The 12344-nt window shown below is 59.4% G+C and carries 12 protein-coding genes; 7 read left to right on the top strand and 5 right to left on the bottom strand.

Features of this window, described 5'->3' with window-relative positions; translation table 11 throughout:
- Window positions 1-52 precede the first annotated feature (52 nt).
- Genes H0I86_RS24260 through H0I86_RS24250 form a run of 3 tightly spaced genes read right to left on the bottom strand, consistent with a single transcriptional unit; the run spans window position 53 to window position 3633 of the window.
- Window positions 53-631, bottom strand: coding sequence for a cob(I)yrinic acid a,c-diamide adenosyltransferase (locus H0I86_RS24260; RefSeq protein ID WP_180922458.1), 579 nt, complete (start codon window positions 629-631; stop codon window positions 53-55).
- Between the two features lie 2 nt (window positions 632-633).
- Window positions 634-2670: a sensor histidine kinase gene (locus H0I86_RS24255; protein ID WP_180922457.1), complete on the bottom strand. Its 2037-nt coding sequence runs from the start codon at window positions 2668-2670 to the stop codon at window positions 634-636.
- A gap of 45 nt (window positions 2671-2715) precedes the next feature.
- Complete coding sequence (locus H0I86_RS24250) at window positions 2716-3633, bottom strand: putative 2-dehydropantoate 2-reductase (RefSeq protein ID WP_180922456.1); 918 nt, start codon at window positions 3631-3633, stop codon at window positions 2716-2718.
- Between the two features lie 146 nt (window positions 3634-3779).
- Between H0I86_RS24250 and H0I86_RS24245 the strand changes: the two genes are divergently transcribed.
- Window positions 3780-4265 carry a YajQ family cyclic di-GMP-binding protein gene (locus tag H0I86_RS24245; protein ID WP_023966912.1) on the top strand — a complete coding sequence of 162 codons (486 nt, stop codon included), beginning with the start codon at window positions 3780-3782 and terminating at the stop codon, window positions 4263-4265.
- Between the two features lie 136 nt (window positions 4266-4401).
- A complete protein-coding gene (locus tag H0I86_RS24240) occupies window positions 4402-5241 on the top strand; it encodes a mechanosensitive ion channel family protein (RefSeq protein ID WP_180922455.1) in 840 nt (279 codons plus the stop codon).
- 192 nt (window positions 5242-5433) lie between these two features.
- On the opposite strand, the gene H0I86_RS24235 is transcribed toward H0I86_RS24240, so the two are convergent.
- On the bottom strand, window positions 5434-6786 hold the full coding sequence (locus H0I86_RS24235; RefSeq protein WP_180922454.1) for an OprD family porin: 1353 nt from the start codon (window positions 6784-6786) through the stop codon (window positions 5434-5436).
- A gap of 924 nt (window positions 6787-7710) precedes the next feature.
- Between H0I86_RS24235 and H0I86_RS24230 the strand changes: the two genes are divergently transcribed.
- Complete coding sequence (locus H0I86_RS24230) at window positions 7711-8136, top strand: HIT family protein (protein ID WP_007931138.1); 426 nt, start codon at window positions 7711-7713, stop codon at window positions 8134-8136.
- Window positions 8137-8139: 3 nt separating this feature from the next.
- Window positions 8140-8346 carry a SlyX family protein gene (locus H0I86_RS24225; protein WP_023966910.1) on the top strand — a complete coding sequence of 69 codons (207 nt, stop codon included), beginning with the start codon at window positions 8140-8142 and terminating at the stop codon, window positions 8344-8346.
- A 77-nt stretch (window positions 8347-8423) separates the two neighbouring features.
- On the opposite strand, the gene H0I86_RS32375 is transcribed toward H0I86_RS24225, so the two are convergent.
- Window positions 8424-9029, bottom strand: coding sequence for a cold-shock protein (locus H0I86_RS32375; protein ID WP_180922453.1), 606 nt, complete (start codon window positions 9027-9029; stop codon window positions 8424-8426).
- A 459-nt stretch (window positions 9030-9488) separates the two neighbouring features.
- Between H0I86_RS32375 and H0I86_RS24215 the strand changes: the two genes are divergently transcribed.
- The 3 genes from H0I86_RS24215 to aspS all read left to right on the top strand — a co-directional run bounded on the left by H0I86_RS24215 (window position 9489) and on the right by aspS (window position 12317).
- Window positions 9489-9962 (top strand): Dps family protein, encoded by a 474-nt coding sequence (locus H0I86_RS24215; protein ID WP_009045289.1) that lies wholly within the window; start codon window positions 9489-9491, stop codon window positions 9960-9962.
- A gap of 261 nt (window positions 9963-10223) precedes the next feature.
- A complete protein-coding gene (locus H0I86_RS24210) occupies window positions 10224-10445 on the top strand; it encodes an FmdB family zinc ribbon protein (RefSeq protein WP_007931131.1) in 222 nt (73 codons plus the stop codon).
- 96 nt (window positions 10446-10541) lie between these two features.
- On the top strand, window positions 10542-12317 hold the full coding sequence (gene aspS / locus H0I86_RS24205; RefSeq protein ID WP_180922452.1) for an aspartate--tRNA ligase: 1776 nt from the start codon (window positions 10542-10544) through the stop codon (window positions 12315-12317).
- Window positions 12318-12344: the final 27 nt, after the last annotated feature.

The raw sequence follows: 12344 nt of genomic DNA, 5'->3' as shown, positions 1-12344 counted from the left end.
CATAAGCTGCAGGAGCGGGCTTGCTGGCAATCAGAGAGGGTAAAGGCGCCCGCTATTCGGGTTTCGCCGCCGCCTGCCAGAGAATCTCGGCAATCCCCTGGCGCTTGGCAATCAGGCGCGCCGCCACGAACAGCAAGTCGGACAGGCGATTGATGTAGGCCAGGCCGACCCCCTCCAGCGGTTCCACGGCATTCAGGTGCTGGCAGCGTCGCTCGGCACTGCGCGCCAGGCTGCGACAGACATGGGCCTGGGCGATCAAGGCCGAACCGCCCGGCAAAATGAAATTCTCCAGTGGCCCCAGCTCTTCGTTCCAGATATCGATAGCTGCTTCCAGGCGTTCGACTTCCGTGGCATTCAGTGCCTGATACACCGGCATGGCCAACTCGCCACCGAGGTCGAAGAGGCGGTGCTGGCAAGGCGCCAGGACATCGATCAATTCCTGCAAGCCCGGATGCTCGGTGCGCTGTTCAATCAGCCCGGCCAGGAGCAGCCCCAGCTGGCTGTTCAGCGTATCGACTTCGCCGATGGCCTCGACTCGCGGATGGTCCTTGGGAACCCGGCGTCCGTCACCCAGCCCGGTTTCGCCTTTGTCGCCGGTGCGGGTGTAAATCTTCGACAAGCGAAAGCCCATGCTTACCTCTCCAGTGGGGGGTGTTCCAGTGGTGGTGGCTGACTGCCCGCCAGTGGCAAACGCAAGGTGAAGCATGTGCCCTGGCCCTGCGTCGACTGCACTTCCATCTGGCCTTTGTGATTGTTGGTGATGATGAAGTACGAAACCGACAGCCCAAGGCCGGTGCCCTGGCCGATTTCCTTGGTGGTGAAGAACGGCTCGAAGGTCCGTTTGCGCACGTTTTCGCTCATGCCGATGCCGTTGTCCTCGACCTGGATTTCCGCCCAGGGCGGGTTCAGCCGGGTGCGCAGGATAATGCGCCCCGGTTCGCTGTCGTCTACCCGCTGGTGAATGGCCTGGGCGGCGTTTTTCAGCAGATTGAGCAGGACCTGTTCCAGTTCGTTGGCGGTACCGGGCACCGGGCCCAGTTGCGGATCGAACTGGCGGATGATGGCCTGGCCCTTGAAGTCGAAGCCTATGGCCAGGTCGAAGTCGTTGCCGGCAATCTCCACGGCCTGGTCGATCAACGCCGGCAGGTCGCAAGGCGCCATCTGCCGGTTGCTGCGCCGGCTGAAACTGAGCATGTGGGTCACGATCTTCGCCGCCCGGGCGCCGGCCTGCTGGATGCCGTCGAGCAGTTGCGGCACTTCGCGGCTCTGCAGGTAATGGTTGACGGTTTCCAGTTCGATGCCCAACTGCTCGGCATGTTCCAGGTTCTTCGGCAGATCGGGTGACAGGCGTCGGCGAATGTTCTGCACGTTGTGCAGGATGGCCCCCAGCGGGTTGTTGATTTCGTGGGCCATGCCGGCGGCCAGGCCACCGACGGAGAGCATTTTTTCCGACTGCACCATCATTTCTTCCAGGGACAGGCGCTGGGTGATGTCGTCGATCCGGATCACCACGCCGCGCCCGGCACCGCCCATCAGCGGGTAGAAGGTAAGGGCGTAATGCCGGGCCTCGTCGTCCTTGACCCAGGTGACCCGCTCGACCTTGGTGACCGTATGCTGCTCCACGGTTTCCTTGAGTTGCGGCAGGAACGGCTTGAGCGGCTCGAAGGCGAGGAAGATCGGCTGATTCAGCGCTTCGTCCAGGCGCGTGCCGGAGAGGGCGCTGGCCTCCTGGTTCCATTGGGTGACATAGAGCTGCTCGTCCAGGGCGATCAGGGCCGAGGGCATTGAGTCGATGATGCTGTTGAGGTAGTTCTGAAAGCCGGTGAGTTTCTTTTCGATCTTGCTGCGCACCTGGACTTCCAGTTCCAGCTTGCGGTTGGTGTGGCGGGTTTCTTCGGCCAGGCCCTGGGCCTGGTCATAGGCCGCCTGGGAGTCGTCGCGGGCGCGCTTGAGTTGCTGCTCTCGTGCCTCGATGCGCGACAGCATGGTGTTGAAGGCCTCGGCCAGGCTGCCGATCTCATCGCGGTTGCCGCGGGCGGCGCGCAGGGAATAGTTCTCTTCGCGGGTCACTTGCCGGGACAATTCTTCCAGCTGGTGGATGGGTTGGGTGATCAGCCGTTTGATCTGCCGGGCAATGATCAACCACAGCAGCACACTGAAGATCAGGATGCCCAGGCTCGCGGTCAGGGTGCCGGTGTAGAAAGCCATCGGCAGTTCACTGCTGGCCACCAGTAACAGATGGCCGGGGGGCTGGCCGGCGCGGGGCAGGGCGATGATCTGGTTGCTGCGAAATTCGGTCAGTTGCCAGGCTTCGATATGCCGATAGCGCTCCGGCAGGCTCAGGCGTTCGCCATGTTGCAACTGGGCCAGTCGCGTGCCCTTGCCGTCATAGATCGCTGCGGCGCGCAGGGGAGAGTAGCTGTTGAGTTCGTTGAGCAGCTTCTCGGCGTTTTGTGGCGAGTCCAGCGCCTGCGCGGCCAGGGTCGGGTTGGATACCAGCCTTCCGATGGTCTGCAAGGCTTGCGGCGCCATGCTTTCCTGAGAGATCCAGTAGGCGGCGCTGATAAAGGTCAGGTTGGCGACCAGCAGTACGGTAATCAGCAGGACGAGCAAGGCGGCCAGCAGTTTTTGGCCGACCGGCAGGTTTTCAAGGCGCTGGCGCAATGGCATCGGGGACGTCGCTAGAGAGGAACACGTGGGCAGCGTAGCCGCTGCTCAGTCGCTGGGCAATCCGCGCTGTTGCAGGTGTTCCACCAATAGCCGGCGCAGGCGGCTGAGGTTGGGCAGGTGCAATTGGTGCCTGGCGGCAACGTCGCAGGCATGCCCCAATAAGTAGCTGATCTCGGTCCTGCGCCGGCTGGCGACGTCCTGGTACATGGAGGAGTAGTTGGCGGCGGTCGCCTGGATCACCCGTTCCACCTCCTGCTGCAGGTTCTCGGCCGCGGCGGGCTGGCCGCAGCGTTCCAGCAGTTCGCTCAACTCGACGCACAGCATCGCCACTTCGCAATGATGCTGCAGCAGGCCGCCGTTGCGGCAGTCATGCAGGACCGTCAGGGGATTGATCGCGCAGTTGAGCGCCAGCTTGCGCCAGAGGCGGGTCAGGATGTCCGTGCTCCATTCATGAGGGATGCCGCTGGCGCTCAGGTCGTCGAGCCAGAAGGGGGCGGTGGGGTGGCTGGCGTCCCCCAGCCAGGTGTAGCCATGACCGGCGAATACCACGCGCCAGTCGCCATCGCGAAAGGCGCCTTCGGTGCTCGAGGCATAAATGCAGCGGGCCTGCGGCACCTGGGCGGCCACGGCGTCCTGGCTGCCCAGGCCGTTCTGCAGCAGGATCAGTTCGGCGTCGGGCGTCAGGCGTGCGGCCAGCTGGCTGACGGCCTGTTGCGCGTCATAGGCCTTGCAGGCCACCAGCAGGCGGGTAATGGGTTCCGGGCTGTCGACGGTTTCGCCGGGAATGGCATGGAAGCTGGCCTGCCCTTGTTCCACCAGCGTCAGGCCGCCCACGGCCTGGTAGGCCTGCAGGCGAGCCTGGTCGCGCAGGATCAGGCGTACCGGCAAGCCGGCACGGGCCAGGCGCGTCGCCCACAGGGTGCCGAGGCTGCCCGCGCCCAGAATGTGCCAGGTAGTCGACATCAGCGTGGTGCTCGGTTTGGCAGGCGCATGCGAGGCTCGCAGTGAAGGAGGGGAAAGACCCGTTATAATGAGCCCGGATTTTAACCGCAAACCGGGCGTGCTCCATCTTTATCGAGCTGCGCCCCTTTTTTTATTGGAGAAATTACATGCCGTCGTTCGACGTGGTATCCGAACTGGACAAACACGAAGTCACCAACGCCGTGGAAAACGCCGTCAAGGAGCTGGACCGTCGCTATGACTTGAAGGGCAAGGGCAGCTTCGAGTTCAAGGAAAAGGAACTCACCGTCAACCTCACCGCTGAAGCCGAATTCCAGCTGGAAGCGATGATCGAGATCCTCAAGCTGGCCCTGGTCAAGCGCAAGATCGATGTGCAGTGCCTTGAGGTCAAGGACGCGTACGCTTCGGGCAAGGTGATGAAGCAGGAAGCGGTGCTCAAGGAAGGTATCGACAAAGAGCTGGCGAAAAAGATCGTTGCCCACATCAAGGACGCCAAGCTGAAGGTCCAGGCTGCGATCCAGGGTGAGCAGGTACGGGTGACCGGCAAGAAGCGCGACGATCTGCAGGAGGCCATCGCGGCCCTGCGGGCGAAAGAGTTCGGCATGCCGCTGCAGTTCAACAACTTCCGCGACTGATCGGGTTTTCGGGAACCTCGCGAGCTTATTGGCGTCCGAGGCCCGAGTAATGGGCGGAAACGATTGAGCCTCCATGGAACCACTCGTTTCACCCTTGTTTTTTGTATGCCCGACCGCCGGGAATCAGGAGAGATAGATGGATTTGAATGCTGAAGTGGACAACCTGGTCAAGGCTTCCCAAGCCTGGATTCCGATGATCATGGAATACGGCAGTCGGGTACTGCTGGCTGTAATCACCCTGGCCATCGGCTGGTGGCTGATCAACAGTCTGACGCAAAAAGTCGGCAAGCTGCTGGCGCTGCGTAATGCCGACCAGGCCCTGCAGGGTTTTATCAGCAGCCTGGCGAACGTCATTCTCAAGGTGCTGCTGGTTGTCAGCGTGGCCTCGATGATCGGTGTCGAAACCACGTCGTTCGTTGCCGCGATCGGTGCGGCGGGCCTGGCCATCGGCCTGGCCTTGCAAGGCAGCCTGGCCAACTTCGCCGGTGGCGTGCTGATCCTGCTGTTCCGCCCTTTCCGCATCGGTGACGTGATCGAAGCCCAGGGCATCAGCGGTACGGTCGACAGCATCCAGATCTTCCACACGGTGCTGCGTACCGGCGACAACAAGACTGTCATCGTGCCTAACGGCAACCTGTCCAATGGCATCATCACCAACCACAACCGCCAGCTGACCCGTAAAGTGATCTTCGATGTCGGCGTGAACTACGAGGCTGACCTGCAAAAGGCCCGTGAGGTCCTGCTGGACCTGGCCAAGGACGAACGCGTGCTGACCGATCCGGAGCCAGTGGCGGTGGTTTCCATGCTGGGTGACAGCGCCATCACCCTTTCGCTGCGTGTCTGGGTGAAGACTGCTGACTACTGGGACGTGATGTTCCGCTTCAACGAGTTGTCCCGTGATCGCTTGAAGGACGCGGGTATCGATATTCCGTTTCCGCAGCGAGTGATTCGCGTGGTTCAGGAAGCGGCTGTTTGAGTCAGTAGCGGGGATGTGGGTTAAAAGTCTGATCGAGTGGTCAGGCTTTTAACGCGGTACTCGCTGGAGAATGTTTGAAACCTGGTTGTAACAATGAACAGTCGATAACCGGAGCTTCAGCGAGTTGCCAGCCCCAATAAAAAGGCCCATCGAATGATGGGCCTTTTTTTATTACTTGCTAAGTAACCGCTATTACAAGATCGACAGTGGGTAGTCGACGATCAGGCGGAACTCTTTGATGTCGCCTTCGGCTTGGTCAGCGTTGGCAGTGTGCCAGGCTTGACGAACGCGGAACGACAAGTCTTTAGCTGGGCCGGTTTGAACAACGTACTTGGCTTCGAAGTTGGTTTCGTGGTGTTTGCCATCTGCGCCATAACCGTAAAGACGGTATGGGCTGTCGGCGTCCATCTTGGTGCCGTCGATGTCCCAACCTTTCACGTAGCGGGTCATGAAACTCAGGCCAGGAACGCCGTACTCGGCCATTTTCAGGTCGTAACGGATCTGTGCGGACTTCTCGTTCGGGCCGTTGAAGTCAGAGTACTGGATGGAGTTGGCGAGGAAGATCGAGTCGCCGCCGCGGTTGGAGCCGCGCTTGGTGGTGTCGTGGCCACCGATACCGATGTAGTCGAATGGCGTGTCACCATTGACCTTCTGGAACCCAACGGTAAGGGTATGCGCTTTCAGGAACGAGAAGGCTGCTGCCAGGGAGAACGTGGTATTGCTGATGTCACCAGCCTTGGCGCTACCAGTATCGGTGGTACGGTAGATGTTACCGTCCAGGTTCAGCGACTGATCGCCACCCATCGGGATGGTGTAGTTCAGGTTGGCGTAGTACTGGTTCCAGATGTCTTCCAGCTTGGCGCCGTAGAGCGATGCACTCAGGTTGTCGGTGATGCCGTACTTGCCACCGAAGTAGTCGATGCTGTTGGATGCCACACTGGCGTAGTTTGCGTACAGGTTGCCATTACGAGCGTTGGAGTCCTGACTGGTACCCGAATAGAAGTGGCCGCCTTCCAGATCAAGATTTTTGATCTCGCTGCTCTGCAGTTGGAAACCGCTGGCAGTTTGCGGAAGGATACGGGACCCGCCAACCGCGAACACCGGTGAGGTACTTGGCTGCATGTCGCCGGCTTTCAGCTCGGTTTTGGAGACGCGGAATTTGACGGCCGCGCCGGCTTTGCCCTGGCTCTTGTTGACGTCGCCGTCGGAGTCGCGGCTCATGTTGCCGGTGCCGCCAGTGCCGTCGCCGCCGTCCAGTTTGATCGCCAGATAACCGAACGCATCGACGCCGACGCCTACGGTACCCTGGGTGTAACCGGAGCTGAAGTTACCCCAGATACCCTGGGTCCAGTCTTTCTGATCGTTGCCGCCGTTTTTGTTATCACGGTTGAAGTAATAGTTACGCAGCAGTACGTCGAACTTGGCGTCTTCAACAAAGCCCTTGGCTTCAGACTGGTCACTTACGAAAGGTGCGGCCGTAGCCACTTGAGTACTGGCTGCTGCTGCAACTGCCAGTGCGATCATGCTCCACTTCATCACGCGCATCGTGATTTGCTCCTTTGGTTTTTAGAAGAGTACTGCCGTCCCACCTGTTTTATTATCTGGGCGGCTCTTTCTTTTTGTGTCGGCGCAAACTTATATCACGCCGACAATGTTGGCGATACTTACGTATCAGTCCTTTCAGCTTCTTTACGACCCTGTCGCAAAATGCTCGATCAATGTCGCAAATCCGCAGTCCGCATGTATCCGGACTGACAACTTCAGCGCTGTTTTCGAAGGCTTGAACCTGGAACAAAAAGAACTTTGGTCAAGCAGTCAAATCTCCATGGGGCAGCCTTGCCACTATTGTTATTAGTCTCAGGAAAGGCCGTTTTCCGATGGCTTCTCCCTGGGACAATATGGGTGTGAATGCAACAAGCGTGCACAAAACGCGAAGACACCGATTTTTTTTCGGCGATAGCCCTTCAGGCTGTAAAAACCGCATAAAACAGTGGTTTTAAGGTCGTTTTGTTTGGGCTTGACGTTCCCTGTCCTCCTGGTGTTGCTCCCTGAAAAAAACGCATGACATTCCAAAACGTTACCGGTTCACCCTGGTGAGTGAGTAGATGGCGGATGGTCAACGCACTGAGCGTAGACGCACTGTGAGATTTTGGTGCAAAAGTTTCTTGATGCAGCTCAGTCATCATGTGGCGTCGGGCACTGGAAGAATGCGCAGGGAAGGGGCTCTTTCGCGGTTTTCTCCTTGTTTTTTATGAGCTTTGTTCTCTCATGGTGCGGCCCGCTGGAAAATGTTCCAGGCCGGGGCGCTCTGACGCGTGGCATCGGGGATGAATGTTGAGGCGGGATCTGCGCAGCAGAGCGATGAACACAAGAGCTTTCGCAGGTATGCTGCCGTTCTGTCGCTTGGCGGGCAGCCAGTCATGGCGTTCGCTAAGCTGAAACTTGATGAGCTGAGCGGGAGTGCGCGCGGTGTTCGCTTTAGATCCACGACTTCAACAAGACACATTGCCCATTGGGGACTTCCCCCTTTGCCGGCTGCTGTTGTCCAACGATTCCAATTACCCGTGGTTCATCCTGGTACCGCGCCGGGAAGATATCAGCGAGTTGTTTCAACTGGATGACGCCGACCAGCAGCAACTATGGCGAGAAACCACGGCCCTGGCGGAGCTGCTTAAAGACTCGTTCGATGCGGACAAGTTGAATGTGGCGACTCTGGGTAATGTCGTCAGCCAGTTGCACATGCACGTTATCGTTCGCAAGCGCGACGACGCGGCCTGGCCTGCTCCGGTATGGGGCAAGCTGCCTGCCAAGCCCTACGACGCCGAACAGGTGGCCGCGATTCGTGAGCGGTTACGACTGGTCCTGACCGATGATTTCAAGTTTCTGGAGGGCTGAATCATGAGCCTGGAAGAACGGGTAACCGATCTGGAAAGCCGATTGGCTTTTCAGGATGACACCATTCAAGCCCTGAACGACGTACTGGTCGAGCAGCAGCGGGTGGTCGAGCGCCTGCAGTTGCAGATGGCCGCCTTGCTCAAGCGTCAGGAGGAAATGGTGGGGCAGTTCGAGTCATTCGAAGAAGAGGCTCCGCCGCCACATTACTGAGCGCGGACGGTCTGCCGTTCAGGCAATAAAAAACCGCGAGCAGCATGGCTGCGTCGCGGTTTTTTCATGGGCGTGAATCAGCGGCGTGGCAGTGCCGCAATCACGTCTTCGGCTTGCAGGCCCTTGTCGCGATTCATGACAGAGAACTCCACGCGCTGGCCTTCCACCAGGACGCGGTGACCTTCGCCACGGATGGCGCGGAAATGCACGAAGATATCATCGCCGGAGTCGCGAGAGATGAAGCCGAAACCCTTCGAAGTGTTGAACCACTTGACGGTGCCGGTATCGCGATTGCTCATGTCGTAGGTTTGCGAAGTGCTAGCCGAAGGAGACGATTTGTAGAAGCTGACGGCCAGGTGCAGAAGAACGGCAATCGCTGCGGTCAGCAGGCTGAACAGCACAGCCGGTTGACCTGCGATAACCGGCATCGGTGCCAGCAGGGTCAAGGTCTGCAAGACCACCGCCAGCACCAGAAGCGCGCTGACCAGGTTTTGCAGTTGGTGACGCGGGCCTTTGTTCCAGTAGGGGATAACCGGAGCCAGTGTCAGGTTGAGCAGGCCGAAAAAGGCCAGGTAAAGAGCATCGGGTTGTTGCAGGAAGGGAACGGCTTCGGATCGCAGGCTAGGGATAAAGGACAGCAGCAAGGCTGCTGCGCCCGTTAGCAGGTGGACGATTTTCAACATTTTAATGAACTCACGTTAAGACGGATCACAAGGAAGAGCTGAGCGTGCACGGTTCGCTTCTGAACAATGGGAGGCGGTGAGCACGTGCGCGGGATCAGCCTATGCGCTGAGGCCGAGAAATAGGCAACAGCGACACGTCCTCTATTTAACAGCAAAGCCCAGGCCTTCTCAAATCAGGTGCTGTGGCTGGGTGAAGGGAGAAAGTCCGGATTGTCCTGAGGGAATACCGGACTATCGGGCAAAGCATTGTTCTAGAGAGCTAGCACCTAAAAAATGGGGAACGGTGGCTTCTCAGGCGAGTCACAACCGGCGTGGGCTTTCTTGCAGGTACTGGTCGCCCGCTCGGGGGGGCAATCTGTCGCACGGTCTCGGACAATCCCGGGCTGCGGGTGCAGGGCAGTCTTGCTAGAGTGGTCCGGTACCTGACCTGTTGAATTCAATGTGCTAACGGAGATAGACATGGCAATCGATATCGGTATCAGCGCAGAAGACCGCAAATCCATCGTGGAGGGGCTCTCTCGCCTGCTTTCAGATACTTATGTGCTGTATCTGAAGACCCATAATTTCCACTGGAACGTCACGGGGCCGCAGTTCCGTACGCTGCACCTGATGTTCGAGGAGCAATACAACGAACTGGCGCTGGCGGTGGACCTGATCGCCGAGCGTATCCGCGCCCTGGGGTTCCCGGCGCCAGGTGCCTATTCCATCTACGCGCGTCTTTCTTCGATCAAGGAAGAAGAGGGCGTGCCAAGCGCCGATGAGATGATCAAGCAACTGGTGGCGGGACAGGAAGCGGTGACCCGCACTGCCCGTGGCATTTTCCCGATCATCGACAAGGTCAGCGACGAACCCACCGCGGACCTGCTGACCCAGCGGATGCAGGTGCATGAGAAAACCGCGTGGATGCTGCGCTCGCTGTTGAGCGAGCAATAATCCCGCAGACCGAATGGCGCCGTTATCGGCGCCATTTGCCTTTATGGGGCATGATTTGTCGCCCGATCATGGCGGTTCGTCCTCAGGCCGATGGCTGGGGCATGGCGGTCGGGCGCTGGCTTTGTTTCGGCGGGTGGTGGTCTATCGGTGCCGTCATACGGCTGCACAGGGCCGATTTAATGGATATAATCCCGCCCTTTGCTATATAACCCGGGCCTCGGCACGGGTTAAGCCAGACGTTAAGTACGCCGAGACGCTCTCATGCCCATGTACGACTACCAATGTGCTTCCTGTGGTCATCAGCTGGAAGCCATTCAAAAGATCAGCGCACCTGCGTTGGTCGATTGCCCTGCCTGCCAGGCGCCCGAGCTGAAAAAAATGCTGTCCATGCCAGGTTTCCGCCTCAGCGGTTCGGGCTGGTATGAGACCGACTTCAAGACCGGCGCCAAGAAGAACCTGGCCGGTGGCGACAAAGCTGATTAAGTTGAACGACACGCGCGAGCTCTTGCATTATCCGGTACCCCGAGGTGCGCAAGGCCTCCCATCGAATTTCGAATTACGAGAAGTGAAACCACTACCATGATGCGCAGCCATTATTGCGGCCAACTGAACGAAAGCCTGGAAGGTCAGGAAGTTACCCTTTGCGGATGGGTCCACCGTCGTCGCGACCATGGCGGAGTGATCTTCCTCGATATCCGTGATCGTGAAGGCCTGGCCCAGGTGGTGTTCGACCCGGACCGCGCTGAAACCTTCGCCGCCGCCGACCGTGTGCGCAGCGAATACGTGGTCAAGATCACCGGCAAGGTGCGCCTGCGTCCGGCCGGTGCCGGCAACGCCAACATGGCTTCGGGCATGATCGAAGTCCTGGGCTACCAGCTGGAAGTGCTGAACGAAGCGGAAACCCCGCCGTTCCCGCTCAACGAATACTCCGACGTGGGCGAAGAAACCCGCCTGCGCTATCGCTTCATCGACCTGCGCCGTCCGGAAATGGCCGAGAAGCTGCGCCTGCGTTCGCGCATGACCACCAGCATCCGTCGCTACCTGGACGAGAACGGTTTCCTCGATGTCGAAACCCCGATCCTGACCCGTGCCACCCCTGAAGGCGCACGTGACTATCTGGTGCCGAGCCGTACCCACGCGGGCAGCTTCTTCGCTCTGCCGCAGTCGCCACAGCTGTTCAAGCAACTGCTGATGGTCGCCGGCTTCGACCGCTACTACCAGATCGCCAAATGCTTCCGCGACGAAGACCTGCGTGCCGACCGTCAGCCCGAGTTCACTCAGATCGACATCGAAACCAGCTTCCTCGATGAAAAAGACATCATGGGCCTGACCGAAGGCATGATCCGCAACCTGTTCAAGGAAGTGCTGGATCTGGAGTTCGGTGAGTTCCCGCACATGACCTTTGAAGAGGCCATGCGTCGCTACGGTTCCGACAAGCCGGACCTGCGCATCCCGCTGGAACTGGTGGACGTTGCCGACCAGCTCAAGGAAGTCGAATTCAAGGTGTTCAGCGGCCCGGCCAACGACCCGAAAAGCCGTGTGGCCGCCTTGCGCGTTCCAGGCGGGGCGAGCATGCCGCGCAGCAAGATCGACGACTACACCAAGTTCGTCGGCATCTACGGTGCCAAGGGCCTGGCCTACATCAAGGTCAACGAGCGCGCCAAGGGCGTTGAAGGCCTGCAGTCGCCAATCGTCAAGAACATCCCGGAAGCCAACCTGAACGTGATCCTCGATCGCGTGGGTGCGGTCGACGGCGACATCGTGTTCTTCGGCGCCGACAAGGCCAAGATCGTCAGCGAGGCCCTGGGCGCGCTGCGGATCAAGCTCGGTCACGACCTGAACCTGCTGACCTGCGAATGGGCGCCGCTGTGGGTTGTCGATTTCCCGATGTTCGAAGAAAACGACGACGGCAGTTTCACCGCCTTGCACCACCCGTTCACCGCGCCGAAGTGCTCGCCACAGGAGCTGGAAGCCAACCCGGCGACCGCGCTGTCCCGTGCCTACGACATGGTGCTCAACGGTACCGAGCTGGGTGGCGGTTCGATCCGTATCCATCGCAAGGAAATGCAACAGGCGGTATTCCGTCTGCTGGGCATTGATGAAGCGGAGCAGGAAGAGAAGTTCGGCTTCCTGCTCGATGCCCTGAAGTACGGTGCACCGCCGCACGGCGGCCTGGCGTTCGGTCTGGACCGTCTGGTGATGCTGATGACCGGCGCTCAGTCGATTCGTGAAGTGATTGCTTTCCCGAAAACCCAGAGCGCCGCTTGCGTGATGACCCAGGCTCCTGGCCTGGTCGACGCCAAGGCGCTGCGCGAGCTGCACATCCGCCTGCGCGAACAGCCAAAGGCTGAGTAAGGCCGACCTGAAGGCGCATCTGCGGAT

The organism is Pseudomonas chlororaphis subsp. aurantiaca, from assembly GCF_013466605.1.
Taxonomy (GTDB): Bacteria; Pseudomonadota; Gammaproteobacteria; order Pseudomonadales; family Pseudomonadaceae; genus Aquipseudomonas; species Aquipseudomonas chlororaphis_I.
This window is presented reverse-complemented; position numbering and strand designations above follow the sequence as displayed.